The organism is Lentzea alba (assembly GCF_011067745.1).
In the GTDB taxonomy this organism is placed as follows: domain Bacteria; phylum Actinomycetota; class Actinomycetes; order Mycobacteriales; family Pseudonocardiaceae; genus Lentzea; species Lentzea alba.
On record NZ_JAAMPJ010000006.1, the window covers coordinates 512,528 to 534,255 of the forward strand.

20 protein-coding genes and 1 pseudogene are annotated in these 21,728 nt (G+C 69.2%); 15 read left to right on the forward strand and 6 right to left on the reverse strand.

Annotated features, from left to right (window positions below):
• The first annotated feature begins 83 nt into the window (after positions 1–83).
• From G7043_RS24590 to G7043_RS24610, 5 genes are all read left to right on the forward strand, one after another.
• Positions 84–677 (forward strand): DUF3558 domain-containing protein, encoded by a 594-nt coding sequence (locus G7043_RS24590; RefSeq protein WP_166049181.1) that lies wholly within the window; start codon positions 84–86, stop codon positions 675–677.
• Positions 678–798: 121 nt separating this feature from the next.
• Positions 799–1,170, forward strand: coding sequence for a transcriptional regulator (locus tag G7043_RS24595; RefSeq protein ID WP_166049183.1), 372 nt, complete (start codon positions 799–801; stop codon positions 1,168–1,170).
• A 15-nt stretch (positions 1,171–1,185) separates the two neighbouring features.
• A complete protein-coding gene (locus tag G7043_RS24600) occupies positions 1,186–2,424 on the forward strand; it encodes a PPE domain-containing protein (RefSeq protein WP_166049185.1) in 1,239 nt (412 codons plus the stop codon).
• Entirely contained in the window at positions 2,421–3,227 is an 807-nt protein-coding gene (locus tag G7043_RS24605; protein WP_166049186.1) for an ESX secretion-associated protein EspG, read from the forward strand. Before G7043_RS24600 ends, G7043_RS24605 begins: the two co-directional genes overlap by 4 nt.
• Positions 3,228–3,277: 50 nt before the next feature.
• Complete coding sequence (locus G7043_RS24610) at positions 3,278–4,921, forward strand: glycosyl hydrolase family 28-related protein (RefSeq protein ID WP_166049188.1); 1,644 nt, start codon at positions 3,278–3,280, stop codon at positions 4,919–4,921.
• Here the strand turns inward: G7043_RS24610 and G7043_RS24615 are convergent.
• Positions 4,916–6,550, reverse strand: a complete 1,635-nt coding sequence (locus tag G7043_RS24615) for a hypothetical protein (RefSeq protein ID WP_166049190.1) — start codon at positions 6,548–6,550, stop codon at positions 4,916–4,918. The genes G7043_RS24610 and G7043_RS24615 overlap by 6 nt on opposite strands.
• Positions 6,547–8,013 (reverse strand): hypothetical protein, encoded by a 1,467-nt coding sequence (locus G7043_RS24620; protein ID WP_166049192.1) that lies wholly within the window; start codon positions 8,011–8,013, stop codon positions 6,547–6,549. Before G7043_RS24620 ends, G7043_RS24615 begins: the two co-directional genes overlap by 4 nt.
• A gap of 88 nt (positions 8,014–8,101) precedes the next feature.
• Here G7043_RS24620 and G7043_RS24625 point away from each other — a divergent pair, with 88 nt between their 5' ends.
• Complete coding sequence (locus G7043_RS24625) at positions 8,102–8,449, forward strand: sterol carrier family protein (protein ID WP_207311693.1); 348 nt, start codon at positions 8,102–8,104, stop codon at positions 8,447–8,449.
• On the opposite strand, the gene G7043_RS24630 is transcribed toward G7043_RS24625, so the two are convergent.
• Entirely contained in the window at positions 8,446–10,482 is a 2,037-nt protein-coding gene (locus G7043_RS24630) for an alpha/beta hydrolase (protein WP_166049196.1), read from the reverse strand. The two genes, G7043_RS24625 and G7043_RS24630, sit on opposite strands and share 4 nt — an antisense overlap.
• Positions 10,479–10,802: a type VII secretion target gene (locus G7043_RS24635; protein ID WP_166049198.1), complete on the reverse strand. Its 324-nt coding sequence runs from the start codon at positions 10,800–10,802 to the stop codon at positions 10,479–10,481. The genes G7043_RS24630 and G7043_RS24635 overlap by 4 nt, the downstream gene beginning before the upstream one ends.
• Positions 10,803–10,899: 97 nt before the next feature.
• Here G7043_RS24635 and G7043_RS24640 point away from each other — a divergent pair, with 97 nt between their 5' ends.
• From G7043_RS24640 to arfB, 6 genes and pseudogenes are all read left to right on the forward strand, one after another.
• Positions 10,900–11,646, forward strand: a complete 747-nt coding sequence (locus G7043_RS24640) for a maleylpyruvate isomerase N-terminal domain-containing protein (RefSeq protein ID WP_207311601.1) — start codon at positions 10,900–10,902, stop codon at positions 11,644–11,646.
• Positions 11,646–11,984 carry a hypothetical protein gene (locus G7043_RS24645; RefSeq protein WP_166049200.1) on the forward strand — a complete coding sequence of 113 codons (339 nt, stop codon included), beginning with the start codon at positions 11,646–11,648 and terminating at the stop codon, positions 11,982–11,984. The genes G7043_RS24640 and G7043_RS24645 overlap by 1 nt, the downstream gene beginning before the upstream one ends.
• A 145-nt stretch (positions 11,985–12,129) precedes the next feature.
• Positions 12,130–13,635: an amidophosphoribosyltransferase gene (gene purF / locus G7043_RS24650; RefSeq protein WP_166049202.1), complete on the forward strand. Its 1,506-nt coding sequence runs from the start codon at positions 12,130–12,132 to the stop codon at positions 13,633–13,635.
• Positions 13,636–13,664: 29 nt separating this feature from the next.
• Complete coding sequence (purM, locus tag G7043_RS24655) at positions 13,665–14,726, forward strand: phosphoribosylformylglycinamidine cyclo-ligase (protein WP_166049204.1); 1,062 nt, start codon at positions 13,665–13,667, stop codon at positions 14,724–14,726.
• A gap of 113 nt (positions 14,727–14,839) precedes the next feature.
• Positions 14,840–15,247 (forward strand): annotated as a pseudogene (locus G7043_RS50425) (SigE family RNA polymerase sigma factor); the annotation flags it as partial.
• Between the two features lie 736 nt (positions 15,248–15,983).
• Positions 15,984–16,406 carry an alternative ribosome rescue aminoacyl-tRNA hydrolase ArfB gene (arfB, locus tag G7043_RS24665; RefSeq protein WP_166049208.1) on the forward strand — a complete coding sequence of 141 codons (423 nt, stop codon included), beginning with the start codon at positions 15,984–15,986 and terminating at the stop codon, positions 16,404–16,406.
• Here arfB and G7043_RS24670 read toward each other — a convergent pair.
• Both G7043_RS24670 and G7043_RS24675 read right to left on the reverse strand, forming a co-directional pair.
• Positions 16,389–17,060, reverse strand: a complete 672-nt coding sequence (locus tag G7043_RS24670; RefSeq protein ID WP_166049210.1) for a response regulator — start codon at positions 17,058–17,060, stop codon at positions 16,389–16,391. The two genes, arfB and G7043_RS24670, sit on opposite strands and share 18 nt — an antisense overlap.
• Positions 17,057–18,595: a sensor histidine kinase gene (locus tag G7043_RS24675; RefSeq protein ID WP_166049212.1), complete on the reverse strand. Its 1,539-nt coding sequence runs from the start codon at positions 18,593–18,595 to the stop codon at positions 17,057–17,059. The genes G7043_RS24670 and G7043_RS24675 overlap by 4 nt, the downstream gene beginning before the upstream one ends.
• A 130-nt stretch (positions 18,596–18,725) precedes the next feature.
• Here G7043_RS24675 and G7043_RS24680 point away from each other — a divergent pair, with 130 nt between their 5' ends.
• The 3 genes from G7043_RS24680 to G7043_RS24690 are packed head-to-tail and all read left to right on the forward strand — an operon-like array spanning position 18,726 to position 21,727.
• Positions 18,726–19,694, forward strand: a complete 969-nt coding sequence (locus tag G7043_RS24680) for a Bug family tripartite tricarboxylate transporter substrate binding protein (protein ID WP_313888060.1) — start codon at positions 18,726–18,728, stop codon at positions 19,692–19,694.
• On the forward strand, positions 19,691–20,209 hold the full coding sequence (locus G7043_RS24685) for a tripartite tricarboxylate transporter TctB family protein (RefSeq protein ID WP_166049217.1): 519 nt from the start codon (positions 19,691–19,693) through the stop codon (positions 20,207–20,209). The genes G7043_RS24680 and G7043_RS24685 overlap by 4 nt, the downstream gene beginning before the upstream one ends.
• Entirely contained in the window at positions 20,210–21,727 is a 1,518-nt protein-coding gene (locus G7043_RS24690; RefSeq protein WP_166049219.1) for a tripartite tricarboxylate transporter permease, read from the forward strand. It begins immediately after the preceding gene.
• Position 21,728: the final 1 nt, after the last annotated feature.

The following is a 21,728-nucleotide window of genomic DNA, read 5'->3' on the forward strand; positions in this document are numbered from 1 at the left end:
GTCACGGGCAATGCGCCTTCTGGGTGACGCGGGACACACCGTTCGCCACCCTCCGTGCGCGACGATCCGATACGTTGGCCGTCATGCTTCGACTTGCCGTCCCGTTCGTGCTGGCAGCGGTCCTGACCGGGTGTTCTTCGCAGGAAGCGGGGACGCCCTCCGCGGGGAACCAGACCGGCGCGGCGCCGACGACCGGAACTTCGGCCGGAACCGCCCCGGTGAACAGGCCGAAGGCCGTGGATCTGAAGACCGTCGACCCGTGCTCCCTGATCACGTCAGAGGCCAGGACCGCACTCGGTCTGAGCAGCGTGCAGCCGGGCACCCCGCTGCCCGAGTACGGCGAGGGCAGCAAGCGGTGCAATGAGAGCTATGCGGATCACAAGTACATCGCCAACATCCACACGCTGCTCAACGGCGGTGTGGACAGGCTGAAGCAGACGACCGGTGAGGCCAAGCTCACCTCGGTGCAGATCGCCGGCTACCCGGCCTACCTCACCAAGACCGAGTCGCCGGGAACTGCTGGGGCCTGCGAGGTTTACGTCGATGCCCATGACGGGCAGTTGTTGCTGGTAACGGGAATCGCCGGGATGGGTGAGTCGACTGCCACTGTGGACGGTGCGTGTGAGCGGGCCAAGGCGCTCGCCGAGGCCGTCGGCACCGTGCTCGCGACCAAGTGAAGGTTGAGTAGAACTACTCCGCTTTTACCGGGAACCGGTCCACTGCGTCATGCATCAGAGCTAAAGTCGTTCCAAATGCACACGCGGCCCAACTGGGGGGCCGTACCGAGGAGGGTGTGCCGTGTATCTCGCGGACGGTGGCGGTGGCGGTTCGACGCCTCCGGAGTTCGGGCAGCGCAAGCTGAAGGTCGATCCCTCGGCGATTCCGCAGGCCCGGAAGGCGTTCGAGCACGCGCTGTCGGAGTTCGAGAACAAGATCGCGCAGGCCGTGCACGACCTGCCCACGAAGCCTTGGGCGCAGGACCCGATCAGCAGCGAGACCTCGAAGGCGTTCAACGACCAGACGTCGGAGAAGGCGCTGGCTGCCCTGAACGTCTACAAGGAGCAGCTCGTCGGCGTGATCGCCCAGTTGACCCGCATCGAACAGCAGTACCGCCTGACCGAGGGCGACAACGAGGCCATGTGGGGCAAGCACCTGCGAGACCGAGGCTGAGAGGGGGACTGACCGATGACTGACCACCGCTTTCAGGGGTACGGACACCCCGAGCTGTACAAGATGATCAACTCTGGTCCCGGCGTCTCCGCCTCGATCCCGGTGGAGCAGGGTTGGAAGACGATCGCGGCCACGCTCGCCCAGATCGACGGCGACCTGCACCAGGCGCTCGGCAAGATGGGCGCGGACTGGGAGTCCGACGCAGCCGACGCCGCGCAGGGCGCGTTGTCGCCGCTCGCCCAGTGGGCCGGGTTCGCCGAGCAGGGCGCCACGACCATGGAGAGCTCCGCGCGGCTGCAGGGCGAGTACATCGCCGACGCGCGCAAGAAGATGCCCGAGGTCGTCCCGGTCACGACCGAGAAGCCCGGCTTCATGGACATGGCGGTCGGCGCGCTGACCGGTCCGGTCGGCATGGCGCACGTCGTCGGCCAGCAGCTGGACCACGAGAAGCAGGAAGCGGCCGCGGACAACGCCGCCGCCCAGGCCGTCAAGGTCATGGAGGACTACCAGTCGGACAGCCGCTGGAACTCCTCGACGCTCGGTGAGTTCCCGCAGCCGCCGCAGGTCGTGATCGACACGCCGCCGCCCGCCGACACCGGCACCGGCAGCACGCGCGTCGGCTACACCCCGACCGGCGCGCCGTCGCCGTCGGGCAACACCGGCACGACGAACCCGGCGTGGGCGACGCCGCCGTCGACCCAGCAGCACGTGTCGACAGGGTGGACGCCTCCGCCCACCGACACCACGCACGTGTCGTGGACGCAGCCGCCGACGCCTCCTCCGCCTCCGCCGGTTCACACCCCGCCGCCGACGAGCTTCCCGCAGCCGACGCCGCAGCCGACCCCGACGCCTGGTGGACCGGTGTTCACCCGGCCCTCCACGGACGTGCCCGGTGGCGGCCGCGGTGGCCAGTCCGGCAACGTTCGCGGTGGTCAGCTCGGTGGTGGCAAGGCGTTCGGGCCGATGTCCGGCTCGCTCGGCTCGTCCGGCCAGCAGGGCCCGATGAAGCCCGGCGGCCTGCCCGGCATGGGCGGCGCCGAGGGCATGCGCGGCGGGGCCATGGGCTCCGGTGCGGGTGCCGCCGGCAAGGGCGGTGCTGCCGGTGCTGGTGCCGGTGGTGGCGCGCACGGCCAGAAGGGCGAGGGCGAGGACGACATCGAGCACAAGGCCGCCGACTACCTGGTCGAGACCGACGACGTGTTCGGTGACGACCGGATGGTGGCGCCGCCCGTCATCGGCGGCTTCTCGGAATGAGCTTGTTCGGCGGTACGGCGGAGAGGGAGCCGATCACTCTCTCCGCCGAGGAGTTCGACGTGCTGTGGGAACGCATGAACGTCGGCCCCATGCCGCTCGTGCTCAAAGTTCCCACGCCCGGCAAGACGCGGGACGAGCGCATCCAGCTCGAGAACCGCGTCTACCAGCAGTTGGACCACCGCCGCCTGGGCAACTCGCGCGGGTTGTCGTCCGAACTGGACGGGCTGCTGCGCATGTTCGTCAAGCCCGAGCGGGAGGCGGACGGCCGCCTCTGGCTGGGCAGGAGCCTGCGCGTTCTCGCCGTCGCGAACGGTGACTTCGGCGCGCTGGCGACGCTGCGCGACGACCAGTTGACGTTCCAGCCGTGGGCGGGCTCCGGGCTCGCCTCCGCGGTGCTCTCGGTGCTGCCGTCCCATCCGGCCGGCACGGGGCTGTCGGTGACGCTGCCCAGCGCGGACATCGAGAAGGCGATCTCGCAGACCGACGGTTCGCCGAAGTCGATGGAGGCCGCGTTCCGGGGCATCGGCCTGCGCGAGGACGACGCCAAGGCGCTGGTGAAGATGTTCACCGGGCTGGTGCACACGGGCAATTTCGGTGCGGCGTGCCGGGACAAGTACGGCAAGCGGTGGCGACCCGAGCGCGTGGTCGCGTTCTTCGACACCGAAGAAGGCCGCTACCTGCAGCAACGCCGTGCCTCGAACGGCCAGCCGCCGTGGAGCACGTTCACGCCGACCGACGCCCGCCGGATGATGCACCAGGTGGACGAGCTGATCTCCGAGGCGGTTCGTTCCGCAAGCGCCTGATGTCTGGTTTGATCTGAGCACCGCCGCCGTGTCCCCTTGGAGACGGCGAAATGAACATCGACAGACGACGATTCCTGCTGGCTACAGGAGTCGCGCTGGTCGGCTCGTCAGCGATGACGGGGAGTGCGTCCGCAGCGCCCTCCCCCTCGCTCTGGCAGGAGTTCGTGGCGAACCCGTACAACCACCCGCAGATCCCGAACATCGCTTACGCCGGCTACCGGACCGGTGAAAGGCCCGCTCGTAGGCCTGTGCTGGCGAACGTGCTGTTCTTCGGCGCACGCCGGGACGGCTCGGCCGACGCCTCGGTGGCGATCAACCGGGCGATCGAGTTCGTGGGCAGGCTGGGTGGTGGCACCGTCTTCGTGCCACCGGGTCGCTACCGGATCGACGACATCATCCGCATCGGCTACGACAACGTGGTGCTGCGCGGTGCGGGCAGCACGAAGACGACGTTCTGGGCGACCCGGTCGCTGGAGGAGATCGTCGGCATCAACCGCAGCCGCTACGGCTCGGAGAACTCGGCGTGGAGCTGGTCGGGCGGTCTGGTGTGGGTGTGTCACCGCGACCGCAGCAAGTCTCTCATCGACGCGATCAAGGCGCGCAAGTGGCCTTTCGAGGGCTGGACGGGCAACGAGCTGGAGCAGGGCTCGACCCTGACCGGCGTCACCGGCTCGGCGGCGCGCGGTGCGTTCGTCGTGACCGTCGAGAACGGACGGAAGCTGCGCGCCGGTCAGCGCGTGTTGTTGCGGCTGGACGACTTCGAGTACTCGCTGCCGATACACATGTGCGGTGACCTTCCCGGCTGTTCGTCCTACAAGTGGGACGACAAGGACAAACTCCTGTCGTACTTCCCGTTCCTGTGGCCGGTGCGCGTGGAGTGGGTGCGCGGCAACAGGGTCAAGCTCGCGCAGCCGTTGCCGCTGGAGATCCGACCGGAGTGGAAGGCGCGCCTGACCACGATGGCGCCGGTCGTCACGGGTGCGGGCGTCGAGGGCATCAAGATCGAGATGTTCCGGGTGCCGACGCCGAAGCACCTGCAGGACAAGGGGTACAACGGTCTCGCGTTCCAGTGCGCGTGGGACTGCTGGGCCGACGACGTGCACGTGCAGGACGTCGACAACGGGTTCCTGCTGGTGTCCGCCAAGGGAATCTCGCTGCTGAACACGCGGGTGTCCGGCCGCGGTCACCACCACGCGTATGCGACGCGCGAGCAGTCCCACGACAACCTCACCGACGGGTTCGTGATCGAGGCACCTTCAGAGCCGTCCCAGGCCGGCGCGGGCAACCACGGGTTGAACGTCGAAGGCTTGTCCTGCGGCAACGTCTGGACTCGCGGCAGGATGGACCACGACGTCTTCGACACCCACCGCGGTCTGCCGTTCGGGAACGTCCGCACCGAGATCACCATCAACAACGTCGGTGCGCACGGCGGCAGCGCGAACGCGGGTCCGTTGTACGGCGCCAGGTTCACGCACTGGAACGTCACGGTGACGAACCAACGCGCCGGCAACGTCCGCATCGACCAGGTGGCCCCGTGCAGTGCCACGGTGGCGATCTCCGAGGTGCGCGACTTCGGTCAGGTCGACAAGCCGGACTTCGCCGGGCCGTTGAACTCGCGACTGGAGCTCTACGGCACCACGGACGTCACGCCGCGCAACCTCTATGACGCGCAACGAAAGTTGCGTCGCTCATGAGCTGACGGCGTACATCGCGACTGGCAGTGACCGTGCGACCGAGTCGAGATCGGTGGGGAGCACGAAGCTCTCCACCGATCTGCCGATGCGGCGCACCCAGCCGTTCTCGGTGAGTTCCAGGCGGTATGAGGTGTGCAGCTGGGGCAGGTCGCTGGGTGGCGTCGAATCGGACAGCAGCAGGTGCTGGCCGTACGTGCGTCCTACCTGGGTGAGGGTCTGCAGCGTGGCGAAGAACGCCGGCCTTGCTGCTGCCAGGCCGTGCACGCCGTCCACGCAGACGAGCAGCCGCGGCGATGCGGCGCCATCCGCCAGCATCCTGATGCGTTGTTCGAGGTCGTCTTTCAGATCGTGTGGTTGCACATGTGGTGCGTGCTCCAGACCCGCGAACGCACCAGTGCGGTGGAAGTCGATGAGGACGACCTGGAGTTCGTCCGGCGAGTGCCACAGCATCTGGCCGAGAATCAGCGCCTTGAGCGCGTCCGCACGTCGTTCTGGAGGCGCCACGACCTCGCCGTGCGGACCCATCCCGTCCTCGGTGAGACCGGCTTTGATGTCGATCTCGACGGGCTGACCGTGTTCGTCCACGCCCACCGCTGTCCGGTACCGCAACTTGACCGGACGCGGCCGCCATCCGTGCGTCGTGTCGAACTTCGGCATGTCGTGCAGGGTGAAGAAGTCCGGCGGTGGCTCGGCCTCGCGCATCAGGCGGGGCAACTCGCCGGCGTGCTGGTCCAGGTTCGCCGGCGTGGTGCAGTCGTCGATCTGAACGTTCGCCGACTCGTGCGGGGCGTCCAGCAGCAGCTGCATCCCGGACCTGCCGACGTCCTGGGCGATGGCGGCGAGGGCGGTGCCGAGCTCCGTGGCTTCGACGTCCCGGAAACCGGTGACGCAGATGAGAAGCTGAGGCAGCACCTGGTGCAGGCCGCGGTGGTCGAAGATCGTCCAGGTGTTGCCGACGATCTCCAGCCGTCGTTCGGACTCGGCCAGCAGGACGTCCGCGATCCGTGCGGGGTTCTTCGTCGCGTTGCGGTGATGTGCCTGCACGTGCGGCGCCTGGTCCAGTCCGGCGAACGCGTCCGTGTCGTGCGCGTCGATGAAGATCGTGTGGAACAGCCGGGGCGAATGCGTCGTCATCAGGCCCAGCACCAGACTCCGGAACGCTGCCGGCGCGGTGACGCTGAGGTGCGATCCCGTGCGCCACTTGCCGTCCACGAAGTGGGTGAGCTCGACGACGACCGGCTCACCGGTGCTGTCGATGCCGATCGGGACCTTCCACCACCGGCCCTTCCACGCGAGCGCCTTGGTGAAGGTGCTCAGGCCGTGCAGGGCGAGGAAGTCCATCCGCACCAACGATCGCAGGTGCTTCGGCACGTCGGTCAGCGTGCCGGTCGTGATGACCACCCGGACGTCCCGTGCCGTCGAGGTGATCCACCGAACGGCCTCGGCGAGCCCGGGATCGCTTGCCGCGCAGAGCTTCCAATCGTCGATCAGCAGCGTCGCACCGGGCTCGGCGCCGCGTTCGAACCACGTCAGCAGGTTCTGGCAGCGGCGCTGGTCAGCGGGGTCGAACGAGACGTTGACCGGCTCGGCCGGCGTGCCGCGGCCGATGCGGTAGACCTGCCCGGTCACGGCGCCGCGATCTGGACGGCGGTCTTGTCGTGCACGGAAAGCCCCATGCCGGGCTGGTCCGGCACGTGCGAGGCGCTGCGGGCGTTGATCAACGACGTGTTCGGGTCGTCCAGCCGGAGCTCGATGCCGAACGCCAGGCTGTCCTTGATGAACTGCGGGACCTGGTCCCACGTGTGCGCGGTGACGACGATGTGCCGTTGCGGGTCGAGGGGCTCGCCGGGCCCGTCGAGCAGCTGGAACGCGCTGAGATCGCCGAGCGCGGCGGCGAGGGTCCGCAACGCCGTGGACTTGCCGCTGCCGGGCGCGCCGACGATGGCGCCGTGCCGCAGCTCGGTCGTGAAGTGCGGGACGAACGGGTCGCGGCGGTGTTCGTACGGCTTGTCGAGCAGGCCGACGGCGCCGGGCGGGAGCATGCCCAGGGTCAGCGGTTCCTCGAGCGGTGGCAGCACGATCTCGTAGGCGAGTCCGCCACCGGTGACGTCCGGCAGGTCGTCGAGCGCCTCGGCGAAGTCGTGGGTCGGGTTGGCGAGCGGCCACTCCGGCAGCTCGTACGGAATCCCTTGGGGCACTTGGCCTGCGAACACGACGTGCATGCCCAGTGAGCGACCGGCGCGCATGGCCATCAACAGCGCCGCGAGGAACTTCGGTTCCCTTGCCAGGAAAGCCTCCGCCCCGGACACGCAGATGATCAGCTCGGGGACGCGGTTCCCTTCCGTGTGAACGATCTCCTGCCGCCGGTTGATCTCACCGTAGAACGCGTCCAGCAGCCGGACGACCATCGCGTCGTCCGCCGCCGGCGTGATCGTGAACGCGACCTGGTCCACGAACGCCAGCGGGTCGAAGACGCCGCTGCCGTCACCGTCGACGAAGAGGTACTGCACGTGGTCGGCCGAGTGCGTGACCATCAGGCCGAGCAGCGCGCTCTGCAACTGGGCCGGTGTGCCGCGGTGCACGGCGCTGCCCAGCGTGATCTCGACGTGGACCGGCCAGCCCCGGTCGTCGACACCGGCGGCGGCCTTGAGGTCGTCGCGCTGCCACATGTTGCTCAGATCGGCCTCGATGCCGTGCAGCGCGAGGAAGTCCGTCGGCTCGCCGAGCAGGTGCCTGCGCAACCGGTCCGGCAGGTCGGCCCACTTCCGCGCCGTGACGACGACCTGCACCCCACGCGCGGGCCCCAAAGCCGCGATCCACTCCACGGTCCGGTCCAGCTCAGGGTCCTGCCCGGCGCACAACGCCCAGTCGTCCACCAGCAACACCGCCCCCGACGGCGCCCCGCGCTCGAACCAGTCCAGCAGACTCCGGCAGCCGGGCTGGTCGGACGGATCGAACGTGGCCGCCACCGGCAACGGGTCAGCGCCCCGCCCGATCCGGTAGACCGCCGTGTCCGGCGCGGCCGCGAGAGCGGCCGTCAACCGCTCCCTGGTCGCCTGCCCGGGACCGACGACGGCGAAGTTCCTGATCACCGCCCACATATACCAACAGCGCCCGGACCGCCGCTGCCCCTTCGCTAATGTGGGCGACGTGCCAGCCAAAGCCGTCGATCCAGCCGAGATGCGAGCCGCCGTGCAGGCCGTGCTCCCCTGGCTGCGAGGCGAGGCCGACCAGCCCTCCCGCCCCGAACTGGCCGCCGCCGTCCGCCTGAGCCTGCGCACCCTCGAACAGATCGCACCGGGCCGCAGCGTCGAGGTCCGCGTCCCCCCGTTCGCCGCCGTGCAGTGCGTCGAGGGCCCGCGCCACACCCGCGGCACGCCCCCGAACGTCGTGGAGACCGACCCCCGCACCTGGCTGGAACTGGCGACCGGCGACCTGGCCTGGTCCGACGCCCTGGACGGCGCTCGGGTCACCGCGTCCGGGACCCGAGCCGACCTCTCCCACCTGCTGCCGGTGGTGCGTTTCTAGAAGATCCGGCCGATCGTGTTGTCGTAGGCCGACTTCGCGCCGTCCTTGACGGCGTTGCCGGCGTCCTTGGCCATGTCGACGCCGCCCTCGACGACGGCCTTGCCACCCTCGTACACGTCGCGCCCGAGTTCGGCCGCCTTGCCGACGGTGTCGACGGTGGCGTCGAGCGCGTCGCTGCCGACCTCCTTGGCGGTGCCCCAGGCGTGGTCGCCGGCCGAACCCCAGTCGCCTCGGCCGATGTCGCCGACCACCTGCTTGCCGCCCTGGTAGACGTCGCCGACCACGTCGACGCCCTCCTTCACGACACCGCTGCCCCAGTCGAGCACCGGGCCGACCCCGGGAAGGTCCGAGCCGGGCAGGTTCGGTGAGGTCGGACGGTCGTACCAGGGGTCGCTGCTGACCTCGCCACCGCGACCGGTCGCGATCTTGCCGAGGTTCTCCAGCGACTCGCTGTTCTCGTCGTAGTAGGCGGAGTGGGCCTCGGCGATGCCCTTCGACTCCGTGGTGCCGAAGTGCGTGCCGCCGAACTCCTTGTCGTACGGGCCGGTGGACGAACCGTCCTCGGTGAACCAGTTCGAGCTGGTGCCCTGCACGACGGGGTCGTGCTCGGTGCCGCCGACGTACACGTGGCCGGGTCCGGCGGAGAGCTGGTTGACGTTCGACGCGCCGACGCCGGGCGAACCGACGAACGCGATGTCGTCCGCCTTCAGGCCGTTCATGCCCGCGTGGCCGACGGTGGCGCTGCCGTAGCTGTGGCCGATCACGGTCAGGTGCTGGCCCTCGGGACCGGCGGCGCGGTAGCCGTCGACGTCCTTCACCAGGTTCTGGCCGCCCTCGCGAGCCTGTGCCGGGTTGTCGACCTCGCCGGGCGACCAGCCGGGCGCGTCGTAGCCGAGCCACTGGATGGTGGCGTTGTCCGGGCCACCGCCCATTTCCTCACGCAGGTTGGCCGCCTGGTTCCAGCTGAAAGCACCCACGTCGGAGCCGGTACCCGGCACGCAGACCGCGAGGTTCTTCGCGGTGTCGGGGTTGCCGAACGCCACCGCGATCTGTGCGTCGCCACGTGGTCCGGTGGGGTCCCACGCCATGACACGGGCGTTTTCGCCGTTGAACTTCTCCCGCGACTTCTCGTCGGCCTCGTCCAGGCTCTTGTTGGCCTTCTCGCAGTTCTCCTTGATGTTCGTGGCGGCCAGCCGCTCGTCCAGCAGCTTCGCCAGCTGCGGGTCGTTGCTGTTGCGCAGCGCGGCTTCGTTGTTCGGGTCCAGCCCGAGCTGGGCAGCCCGCTCGTTGATCGCCTTCGTCGACTGGTCGATCGTGGCGTTGGCCTTGCTGAGATCGTCGTTGATGCGCCTGCGGTTGGCCGTGTCGAGCACGTCCGACGGCAGACCGCGCAGCTTGCCGAGCTCCTGGAACCGGTCGCGCAGCAAAGCTTGCTGCTGCTCTGGCGTGAGCGACTTCCACCACGCGGCGACGGCCTTCGGGTCCGTGTTCGGTCCCGGCACCTGCGGTCCGGCGGCACGACCCTGTGCGGCGCGACCCCAGCCGCAGTCGGTGCGCGCGGACTCCTCGAAGCCCGGAGGGATCTTGGTGAGAGCGCCCGCGTAGGAACGCAGCACGTTCTCGTAACCCGACTTGACCTTGGTCAGCGAGTCGTTGACCTGGTTGGCGAGCGTGCGCGTCTGCTCCTCGTCCATGCCCGGCGGACGGCTGCGCCACACGCTGATCGCCTGATCGGCGGCGGTGCGCATCTGGCCGTAGGCCTGGGACGCTGCTCGGACGATCTCGGCGCCCGCGCCCAGGCGCTCACCGGCGGCCTTGGCGGCCGTCGCGGAGAGGTCGGCGCGTGCGGTGAACTTCTGCGCGGTGGTGCCGGTCCAGTTGCTGACCGCGGCCTTGCCGCCCTTGGCGACCGACTCACCGGCCCGGCCGACCGCGCTCATCGCACCGGTGATCGGGTCGGCGGCAGCGGCGATCCGGCCGACGTCTCCTGCCGCGAGCTTGCCGTACAGGCTCTCGGGATCCGTGTAGCTCACTTGCCGCCCCCAAGTCCCTGCAGAAGCTTCGTCAGCGCGGACGCGTGGTCGTCGTCCGTGCGCTGGTAGGCGTCGGCGTTCGACACGAGGCCTTCCGCGGCGTCGGTGATCCAGGCGGAACCGCGCTGCAGGTCCTGCGCGTGCGTGCCCACGAACTTCGACAGCGCGTCGGCGAACTCGGCGGCCGCGTCGACCTCGCCGAGCGCACCGGCGTCGAGCTTGAGCATCGAGATCATCTCTGCCGCCTCACGCACCGCGTCTGAGCCGTTGCCGAACTCCTTGGACGCGCTGCGCAGCAACTCGGGCTCAACGCCGAACATCGCCACCCCCCACTGTTGGTCCTTGATCCCTGCGACGCAGTCACATCATGGACGGTTCCACCCGCATGCGTGATCCGTTTCGGGCACGATGTCGCGCATGGTGCAGACAGGATGGACCGCGCAGCGCTGGACCGAGGTGTTCGCGGAGCAGGCAGACATGTTCCGCAAGGCGGTCGGTGACGCCGACCTCACCACGGCCGTGTCGACCCGCATCGGGTGGACGCTGCAGGACCTGGTGGTGCACGTCGCCCGCTTCCTGGAGACCGCCACGGGCTACCTGCGCACCGGCAGCCGAGTTCAGATGGGACCGCCGCCCGTTCCCGGCACCCTGTCGCCCCTGGAGTACCTCGACCTGCAGCTCACCGCGGCGAACGAGATCATGCCCGCCGTCCCCGGCAACCGGCCGGTGTGGACGTTCTCGCCCGCCGCGCCGGACCTCGCGTGGGTGTGGCACCGGCGGATCGCCCACGAGATGACGCTGCGCCGGTTCGACGTGCAGGCGACGCTGCGCCAGCTCGTCCCGACCAGCCCCGACCTCGCGGCGGACGGCATCGACGAGGTGCTCACCACCATCGTTGCCGCGAAGCTCGACAGCGACGTGCCCAACACGGCTTCCGGGGTTGCCGTGGTGCGGCCGTCCGACGTGCCCGAGTCGTGGCACGTCGCCTTCAGCCCCGGTGAGATGCCCGAGGTGCGCGCGGCCGCACCCGGTGAGGAAGGCACTGCCTCCGTCAGCGGCGAGGCCGAGTTGCTCTACTACTGGCTGTGGAACCGGATGACGATCAACACCGCGTCCGGTGACTCCCAGTTGCTGCAGGTGCTCCAGGTCGGGAAGGGCCACTGATGCGCAAGATCGCTGCTGCACTGCTCGGTTGTCTCGTGCTCGCCGGGTGCGCCTCGGACTGGCAGGCGGACCTGCGGTTCAAGGTCACCGAGCTGGAGGAGAAGAAGGGGCATCCGGATCAGCCAGGCACCATGTGGGTGCACCTGGACCTGATCGGCGAGATGCCGGAGGACGCTCTGGAGCGGAAGAACTTCACCGGGTCGGGCGTGCCCCTGGACAAGGTCTCCGGCGACGTCAAGGTGGGCGACGAAGTCATCTGCACCGCGAAACAGAAGACGATGGGCGCCGTGCAGGCCAACTCCATCGAAACCGACCTCAGCGGGTGTAAGAAGGCCTGACGCGCCAACTCGATCTCCACCGAGCCGTTTCTGCGTCTCAAGGCATGAGTTTGGTCACCTCACCGGGGGTGCGAAGGGGGTAGTTGGCCCCCTGCTCCACTTACACTCGGGTTGCAGCCAGCCCCGTCGTGAGGGAGCCAATTCGGTGGTCGCCGACCATTCCCAGTCCGAACAGGAACCCCGTGAGGAGTGCGGCGTCTTCGGCGTCTGGGCTCCGGGTGAAGACGTCTCCAAGCTGACCTACTACGGGCTCTACGCCCTGCAGCACCGCGGCCAGGAGGCAGCGGGCATCTCGGTCGGTGACGGGGCGCAGGTCGTCGTCTTCAAGGACCTCGGGCTCGTCAGCCAGGTTTTCGACGAGCAGGTCCTGCAAAGCTTGAAGGGCCACGTGGCCGTCGGGCACTGCCGTTACTCCACCACCGGGTCCACGACCTGGGAGAACGCCCAGCCGACGTTCCGCACCACCGCCGCCGGAAGCGGCCTGAGCCTCGGTCACAACGGCAACCTGGTGAACACCGCCGAGCTGCTCGACAAGGCCAAGGCGCTCGGCATCGTCGAGCGCAACGGCGCGACCACCGACTCGGACATCCTCTGCGGTCTGCTCGCGCACGCGGCGGCCGACAAGGGCATCGAGCAGGCCGCGCTGGAGCTGCTTCCCACGGTCAAGGGCGCGTACTGCCTCACGTTCTCCGACGAGTCCACGCTGTACGCGGCGCGTGACCCGCACGGTGTCCGCCCGCTGGTGCTCGGCCGGCTCGACCGCGGCTGGGTCGTGGCCAGCGAGACCGCGGCGCTCGACATCGTGGGTGCGAGCTTCGTGCGCGAGGTCGAGCCCGGTGAGCTCATCGCGATCGACGAGGACGGGCTGCGGTCCACCCGGTTCGCCACCCCCGAGCCCAAGGGCTGCATCTTCGAGTACGTCTACCTGGCTCGGCCGGACACGACGATCTCCGGGCGCGGCGTCCACGCCACGCGCGTCGAGATCGGGCGCCGGCTCGCCAAGGAGCACCCGGTCGAGGCCGACCTGGTGATCCCGGTGCCCGAGTCCGGCACGCCGGCCGCGATCGGGTACGCGCAGGCCAGCGGCATCCCGTACGGGTCGGGCCTGGTCAAGAACGCCTACGTCGGCCGGACGTTCATCCAGCCGTCGCAGACCATCCGTCAGCTGGGCATCCGGCTCAAGCTGAACCCGCTGCGGGACGTCATCCGCGGCAAGCGGCTGGTCGTCGTGGACGACTCGATCGTGCGCGGCAACACCCAGCGCGCGCTCGTGCGCATGCTGCGCGAGGCCGGTGCGCTCGAGGTGCACGTGCGGATCGCGTCGCCGCCCGTCAAGTGGCCGTGCTTCTACGGCATCGACTTCGCCTCCCGCGCGGAGCTCATCGCGAACGGGCTGGATGACGACGGCATCCGCCGCTCGGTCGGCGCCGACTCGCTCGGGTACGTGTCGCTCGAGCAGCTCATCGCCGCGACCGAGCAGCCCAAGACGCGGCTGTGCTCGGCGTGCTTCGACGGCGAGTACCCGATCGAACTGCCGCCGGACGCGCTCATCGGCAAGCACCTGCTCGAAGGCCTCAAGGGCGTGGCGGGCTCAGCCGCCCCCGTCCTGGCCAACGGCTATGGTGCCGAGGACGCACTGCGTCGTCCCTGAGGCCTCCAGATCAAGTGGAAGAAGTTGACGTGACCGACAGCGCCAAGGCCACCTACGCCGCCGCCGGAGTCAGTATCGCCGCAGGTGACGAGGCGGTGGAGAAGCTCAAGCCGTGGGCGGCCAAGGCGCATCGGCCCGAGGTGCTCGGTGGCATCGGCGGGTTCGCCGGGCTGTTCCAGCTCAAGCTCGACCGCTGGAAGGAGCCGATCCTCGCGTCCTCCACGGACGGCGTCGGCACCAAGATCGCGGTCGCGCAGGCGCTCGACAAGCACGACACCGTGGGCATCGACCTGGTCGCCATGATCGTGGACGACCTGGTCGTGTGCGGTGCCGAGCCGCTGTTCGTGCAGGACTACATCGCGGTCGGCCGGGTCGTCCCGGACAAGATCGCGGCGCTGGTCAAGGGCATCGCCGAGGGCTGTGTCCAGGCCGGTTGCGCGCTGCTCGGCGGCGAGACGGCCGAGCACCCCGGCCTGATGGGCGACGACGACTACGACATCTCCGGCACCGGCGTCGGCGTGGTCGAGCAGTCCAAGCTGCTCGGCCCGGACCGGGTGCGCGACGGCGACGTCGTGATCGCGATGGGCTCGTCGGGCCTGCACTCCAACGGCTACTCGCTCGCCCGGCACGTGCTGCTGGAGATCGCGCGGATGCCGCTGGAAGGTCACGTCGAGGAGTTCGGCCGCACCCTCGGCGAGGAGCTCCTGGAGCCGACCAAGATCTACGCCAAGGACTGCCTCGCGCTGATCGCCGAGACCGAGGTCCGCGGGTTCTCCCACGTCACCGGTGGTGGCCTGGCCGCGAACCTGGCCCGCGTGCTGCCGGAGGGCCTGCACGCCACGCTGGACCGCGGCACCTGGACGCCCGCGCCGGTGTTCCAGCTCATCGCCCAGCGCGGCCGCGTCGAGCGCGAGGAGATGGAGAAGGCGTTCAACATGGGCGTCGGCATGGTCGCCGTCGTCGCGCCCGAGGACGTCGACCGCGCCCTGGCCGTGCTCACCGCGCGCCACGTGCCGGCGTGGGTGCTGGGCGAGATCACCAAGTCCCCGGAGGGCGGCGCCGCGCTCGTCGGCGACCACCCCAGGTTCTAGAAAACTCGTTGGCAACCTTCCCCGGTCGTCGTTGCGTATAAAGCGGCGACCGAGGAGGGGACTTGGACCGCGACCGCGAGTTCAGGGAGTTCGTCGACGCACGCGCTCTCGTCATGCGCCGCACGGCGTTCCTGCTGTGCGGCGACTGGCACCGCGCAGAGGACATCGTCCAAACCACGCTGACCAAGCTGTACGTGGCCTGGGCACGGGTGCGCAAGGACAGCGTGGACGCCTACGCGCGCAAGGTGCTGGTGCGCACCGCCATCGACGAGGGCCGGCGCGGTTTCTTCCAGCGTGAACGTACGACGGACGCCGTGCCCGAACACGCCGTGTCGGACCACTCGACCGACCTGGACCTCAAGCTCGCGCTGGACGCGTTGCCACCGGGGCAACGCGCCGTCGTCGTGCTGCGGTACTGGGAGGACCTGAGCATCACCGAGACCGCCCGCATCCTCGGCAGGACGGAGGGCACGGTGAAGAGTCAGGCGTCCAAGGGGCTCGCGGCGTTGCGCGACCTGCTGGTGGACGAGCCGGAATCGCGGATCTACGCCTCCGACGTGATCCGGAAGGGCAAGACCAAGCTGACCCGGAGGCGGGCGGCAGTGGCGGCCGCGTTGGCCTTCGTGCTGATCGCGGGACTGGGCACGGCCGGATACCTGGCGCTTCCGCGGTTGGCCTCCACGACGAGCGTGACCTCGGCGGACTCCGGGGTGGCACCGGCGCCCGACCGCAACGCCCAGCTCACCGAGCTGCTCCGGAAGTCGTACCAACTGCCGGCCGGCAAGACCGCCGAGGACGTCCCCGAGATCAACGCCAAGGCGTTCGTGTTCTTCACGCGCACCAACACCAACACCCCCGACAACCTGCGGCGGGCGGTGGCCAGGGTGCGGGACGCGCAGGGCGTCGGCGGTGTCGCGATCGCGCTCAAACCCATGCCCGCAGGGGGCACGGTCACGTGTCGAGACGACGACATCTACTGCTCGATCGAAGAGCGCAACGGCATCAGGGTCCGCATTTCCCAGTACCCGTCCCCCACCCAGGCCGGCGAGCCCGAGATGCTGAGGATGTACGCCGAGGCGATCCATCCCGATGGCTCCATGGTCAGCGTCTCCAGCGACAACATGGGTGCCTTCGACGACGGCACCTGGGGCGACCCGGGGTACAGCAGGACGCCAGGGCGGCCGAACGTCGTGCTCGACCGCGAGGAGCTGATAAAGATCGCGACAATCCCAGGCCTCACTCCGTAGCCTGGGAGGCATGAACGACGTGACCGTGACTCGGACGCTGGTGCTGCCGGCGTCTGAGTTGCGCGAACGTTTTTCCAGGTCAGGTGGGCCGGGCGGGCAGGGAGTGAACACGGCGGACAGCCGCGTGGAGCTCTCGTTCGACCTGGCTGCCTCGCCGTCGATCCCCGAGCACCTCAAGCGCCGGATGCTCGACCGCCTGGAGCACCGGCTGGTCGACGGCGTGCTCACGATCGCCGCGTCCGAGCACCGCGCGCAGCTGCAGAACCGTGCCGCCGCCCGCGAACGCCTCGCCGCGATCCTGCGCAGTGCCGCCGCCCCGCCACCGCCGATGCGCAAGCCGACCAAGCCCACCAAGGGGTCGAAGGAACGCCGCATCGCCGGCAAGAAGCGCCGCGCGGAGACCAAACGCGGCCGCTCAGGCTCCTGGGACTAACGCGTAGATCCGTTCCGGACGCCCGGTTCCGCCGTACCGCAACCGAACCTCGGCCCGTCCGGTGGACACGAAGTGCTCCAGGTACCGCCGCGCACTCACCCGAGCGACACCGGTAGACGAAGCACATTCCGAAGCCGAGAGCCCGTCCGGACGTGACCGCAGCGCACCCTCCACGAGCCGCGCGGTCTCCGGCGTCAAACCCTTGGGCAACAACGGTTTCGAAGTAGGCCGCGCGCCGAACACCTGGTCCACGTCAGCCTGCGCGGCCGAGTCCAGCCGGTGCAGCTTCTCCCGCAACGACGCGAAGTGCGCGAGCTGGTCGCGCAGGGCCGAGTAGTCGAACGGCTTGATCAGGTAGTGCAGCACGCCACCGCGCATCGCACTGCGCACGGTCTCGACGTCGGTCGCCGCGGTGATCACGATGACGTCCACGTCCTCGTTGGCGCGCAACGACTTCAGCACGTCGAGCCCGCTCTGGTCGGGCAGGTAGATGTCGAGCAGCACCAGATCCGGTTTCAACGACGACACCAGCCGCAACGCGTCTCCACCGGTGTGCGCGACCCCGACGACCTCGAAACCCTCGGTGCGCGCGACATAGCCGCTGTGCACCTTGGCCACCATGAAGTCGTCGTCGACGACGAGCACCCGGATCACCAGGGGAGCCTTGCGGTGAAGACCGAGCCCGACACGCTCACCGAACCACCACGCCGCAGGCACGCCCGCCGGATCAGCGCGAGCCCGATGCCGCGTTCGCCGTGCGACGCCGCCTTGGTCGTGAAGCCGTGCCGGAACACCTCATCGGCCAGTTCCGGCGCCACCCCGGGACCCGAGTCGCGCACCACGACCTGGACCTCGTCGTCCAACTGCATCACACCCACCTCGATCCACTTGCCGGCTCCGTTGGCACTCGGCGAGCTCAGTGCATCCAACGCGTTGTCGACGAGATTTCCCAGCACCATCACCAAATCCGCGGACAAGGCCTCGTCGACGCGGCCCAGCACGCTGTCCGGGCCCATGCGCAGCTCCGTGCCGCGTTCGGCCGCGAGCGACGCCTTGGCGATCAGCAGCGCGGCCACGGCGGGGTCGCCGATCGACGAGCTGACCTCGGCCCGCCACTGGTCCTGTGCCGAGCTGATCTGGTGAATGTAGTTGGTGACCTCGTCGTACTCCTTCAACGCGATCAGCCCGGCGATGGTGTGCAGCCGGTTCGCGAACTCGTGCGCCTGCGCCCGCAACGTGTCCGTCGCGTGTTGTGACGCGTCGAGTTCATGTTGCAGCGCAAGGAGTTCGGTGCGATCTCGCAACGTCACGACCGCGCCCTCGCCGCCCTCGATCGGCATGCGGTTCAACGTCAGCACCACGCCCTGCCGCAGCACCAGCTGGTCGACACCGGTCGCGCGGCCGGTCAGCACGTCGCGCAGCCGCTCGTTGAGCTCCAATTCCTCGACCGAACGGCCGACCGCGTCCTCCGGCAACGCCAGCAGGTCGCTCGCGTGATCGTTGACCAGGGTGATCCGGTGCTGCCCGTCGAGGCCGACCACGCCCTCCTTGATGCCGTGCAGCAACGCCTCGCGGTTCTCCACCAGCGCGGTGATCTCGTGCGGCTCCAGCCCGAGCGTCTGGTTCTTCACCCGGCGGGCCAGCAGCAACGACCCGGTGACGCCGATGATCAGCGCGATCGCCAGGTAGCGCAGCACGTCGACGGGCTGCTGCAGCACGCCGGCGAAGACTCCCTGGTCCTCCGCGCCCGCGATCACCATGCCGTTCACCTTGCGGCTGACCGGGTCGAACACCGGCACGTGCGCTTCGATCGAGTCGCCGACGGTCCCGGTCCAGGACCTGCCCTCGAGCGCGGTGGTCCGGGTGTCCAGAGTGGACCCGATCTGGTCCGGGACCGGCGAGGCGATCACGAGCCGCTTGTCGTCGAGGATCAGCACGTAGGAGGCCCCGGACAGGCTGCGGCCCGTCTCGGCGGGCGCGGCGAGCAGGCGCCAGTTGCCCATCTGCTCCTGGACCAGCGAGTTCGCGGCCACCGTCTCCGCGACCGACAGCATGCGGCGTTCCTCGTTGGAGCGAAAGTTGCTCCCCGTCTGGACGACGGTCAGCGCGCCGACGGCGCACAGTAGCAACGTGACGACTACGAGTTGCCACACGAGGAGTTGACTGGCCAGGGAACGGCGGCGGCGCATGAAACCTCCCGTGACCAGAAAGACCGAAAGAAACCTTAGAAGCGCAAGAGCGACATCAAGGTTTACACCAGAGCAACATGTCGAACCACGCGGACGAGAGGCGGGGATCACAGTGTCGGTGAAGGTGTGGGTGGCGGTGGCGACGGCGTTGCTCGCCGTCCTGCTGGTGCCACCGCTGCTGACGCCGGGTGCGGACAGCGGCGACGCGAACCAGGTGAGGGCGCTGCGCGTGCTCGTGCCGAACGCTCCCGGCGGTGGGTACGACATCACCGCGAGGACCGCGGCCAAGGCCATGGAGGACGCTGACCTGCTGCGCAACGCCGAGGTGTTCAACCTCCCCGGCGCCGGCGGCACGGTCGGGCTCGGCCGGACGGTCGGCGAGCGCGGCAACGGCAAGCTGATCATGTCGATGGGTCTGGGCGTCGTCGGTGCGGTGTACACGAACAAGTCGCCGAACTCGCTGCTCGACACCACCCCGATCGCGAAGCTGATCGAGGAACCGGACATCGTCGTGGTCGCGAAGGACTCGCCGTACACGTCGATGCAACAACTCGTGGACGCGTGGAAGGCGAACCCCGGCACGGTGACCGTGGGCGGCGGCTCGGCTCCCGGCGGCCCGGACCACCTGGCGCCGATGCTGATCGCGAAGGCGGTCGGCCTGCAGCCGAAGACCGTCAACTACATCCCGTTCGACGGTGGTGGCGAGCTGCTGGCGTCGGTGCTCGGCGGCAAGGTCGCGTTCGGCGTCTCGGGCGTCGGCGAGTACCGCGACCAGATCCAGGCCGGCACGTTGCGGGTGCTCGCGGTGACGAGCAAGGACCGCATCCAGGGCATCGACGCGCCGACCCTCAAGCAGGCCGGCGTGGACGTCGAGTTCACCAACTGGCGCGGCATCATCGCGCCGCCGGGCATCACGCAGACCGACCGCGACAAGCTGGTCGACCTGTTCGGGCGGCTTCACCAGACGCCGCAGTGGGCGGAAGCGTTGCAGCGCAACGGCTGGACCGACGCCTTCGCACCGGGAGACGAGTTCAGGACCTTCCTGGAAAACGAGAACAAGCGGGTGGCAACGGTGCTGAAGGACTTGGGGCTGGCATGACGTCCGAGACGAAGACGGGGCCCCGGAACTGGCTTCGCGAACGCTCTGAGCTGGGCATCTGCGCCCTGCTGGTCGTGCTCGGCGTGCTGGTGCTGACCGACGCGCTGCGCATCCCCACCGACTTCGCCCAGCGCGGCCCGGTCGGCCCGAAGGCGGTGCCGATCCTGGTCGGCTCGCTGCTCCTGCTCGTCGCCGCGCTGCTGGCCCGCGACGTGCTGCGCGGCGGTCGCGGCGAGGCGGAGGGCGGCGAGGACGTCGACCTGTCCGCGCCCGCCGACTGGCGCACGGTTCTCCTGCTGTGCGGAGCTTTCCTCGCCAACGCCGTGCTGATCGGGGTGGTCGGGTTCCCGATCTCCGGCGCGATCCTGTTCTGGGGCGCGGCCTACGCGCTCGGCAGCCGCAACCTGGTGCGCGACCCGTTGATCGCGGCCGGTCTGTCGATCCTGACGTTCCTGGTGTTCAACAACCTGCTCGGTGTCCCGCTCCCCGGTGGCCCGTTGATGGAGGTGTTCTAGGTGGAACAACTGCTCAACGGCTTCGCGACAGCGCTGACGCCGACACACCTGCTGCTCGCCGCTGTCGGCGTACTGCTGGGCACCGCAATCGGTGTCCTGCCGGGCATCGGACCGGCCATGGCGGTGGCGCTGCTGCTGCCCGTCACCTACGGCATGGAGCCGACCGGCGCGTTCATCATGTTCGCGGGCATCTACTACGGCGGCATGTTCGGCGGTTCGACGACGTCGATCCTGCTGAACACACCGGGTGAGAGCGCCGCGGTCGTCGCCGCCTTCGAGGGCAATCCCATGGCCCGCAAGGGTCGTGGTGCGCAAGCGCTTGCCGCCGCTGCCATCGGCCATTTCACCGGCGGCATCATCGGCACGATCCTGATCGTCCTGCTGGCGCCGTTCGTGGCCAAGCACGCTGTCGACATCGGCGCGCCCGACCTGTTCGCGGTCATGGTGCTGGCGTTCATCGCCGTCACCTCGGTGCTGGGTGCGTCGCGGATCCGCGGGTTCGCCTCGTTGCTCATCGGCCTGACGCTCGGCCTGGTCGGCCTGGACGAGATGACCGGTCAGCAGCGCCTCACGTTCGGCTCGCTGCACCTCGCCGACGGCATCGACATCATCGTCGTCGCGGTGGCGTTGTTCGCGGTCGGCGAGGCCCTGTGGGTCGCGGCCCACCTGCGGCGCAAGCCGTTCGAACCGATCCCGGTCGGCCGCCCGTGGCTGTCTCGCGCGGATCTGAAGCGCACCTGGAAGCCGTGGCTGCGCGGCCCGGTGATCGGGTTCCCGTTCGGTGCGATTCCGGCCGGTGGCGCGGAGATCCCGACCTTCCTGTCGTACGTGACGGAGAAGCGGCTCTCCAAGCACAAGGACGAGTTCGGCAAGGGCGCCATCGAAGGCGTCGCGGGCCCGGAGTCGACGGCGTCCGCGTCCGCCGCCGGCACCCTGGTCACGATGCTGACGCTGGGCCTGCCGACCACCGCGGTCGCGGCCGTGATGCTGGCGGCGTTCCAGCAGTACGGCATCCAGCCCGGGCCGCTGCTGTTCCAGCGGGAAGCCAACCTGGTGTGGGCGCTGATCGCGTCGCTGTTCATCGGCCTGACGCTGCTGCTGGTGCTGAACCTGCCGCTGGCGCCGCTGTGGGCGAAGCTGCTGCGGATCCCGCGGCCGTACCTCTACGCGGGCATCCTGTTCTTCGCCTCGGTCGGCGCCTACGCGGTGAACGCGGACATCTTCGACCTGCTGCTGATGTTCGTGATCGGCCTGCTGGGCTTCGCGATGCGCCGCTACGGCCTGCCGGTGCTGCCGGCGATCATCGGCGTGATCCTCGGCCCGGCCGCGGAACAGCAGATGCGCCGCGCGTTGCAGCTCTCCGACGGTTCGCTGACCGGCCTGGTGAACACGCCGATGTCGATCATCGTCTACGTGGTCGTCCTGGTGATCCTGTTCTTCCCGCTGATCAAGAAGTTCCTGCCGAAGCCGACGCCTCCTGCGGCTCCGGCCCCTGAACGCGAGAAGGTCGACGCCTGAT

Excerpts from the sequence above, each read along its gene's own strand:
- G7043_RS24590 (WP_166049181.1), top strand. The coding sequence starts at position 84 with ATGCTTCGACTTGCCGTCCCGTTCGTGCTGGCAGCGGTCCTGACCGGG.
- G7043_RS24600 (WP_166049185.1), top strand. The coding sequence starts at position 1,186 with ATGACTGACCACCGCTTTCAGGGGTACGGACACCCCGAGCTGTACAAG.
- G7043_RS24605 (WP_166049186.1), top strand. The coding sequence starts at position 2,421 with ATGAGCTTGTTCGGCGGTACGGCGGAGAGGGAGCCGATCACTCTCTCC.
- G7043_RS24610 (WP_166049188.1), top strand. The coding sequence starts at position 3,278 with ATGAACATCGACAGACGACGATTCCTGCTGGCTACAGGAGTCGCGCTG.
- G7043_RS24625 (WP_207311693.1), top strand. The coding sequence starts at position 8,102 with ATGCGAGCCGCCGTGCAGGCCGTGCTCCCCTGGCTGCGAGGCGAGGCC.
- G7043_RS24635 (WP_166049198.1), bottom strand. The coding sequence starts at position 10,802 with ATGTTCGGCGTTGAGCCCGAGTTGCTGCGCAGCGCGTCCAAGGAGTTC.
- G7043_RS24640 (WP_207311601.1), top strand. The coding sequence starts at position 10,900 with ATGGTGCAGACAGGATGGACCGCGCAGCGCTGGACCGAGGTGTTCGCG.
- G7043_RS24645 (WP_166049200.1), top strand. The coding sequence starts at position 11,646 with ATGCGCAAGATCGCTGCTGCACTGCTCGGTTGTCTCGTGCTCGCCGGG.
- arfB (WP_166049208.1), top strand. The coding sequence starts at position 15,984 with ATGAACGACGTGACCGTGACTCGGACGCTGGTGCTGCCGGCGTCTGAG.
- G7043_RS24675 (WP_166049212.1), bottom strand. The coding sequence starts at position 18,595 with ATGCGCCGCCGCCGTTCCCTGGCCAGTCAACTCCTCGTGTGGCAACTC.
- G7043_RS24685 (WP_166049217.1), top strand. The coding sequence starts at position 19,691 with ATGACGTCCGAGACGAAGACGGGGCCCCGGAACTGGCTTCGCGAACGC.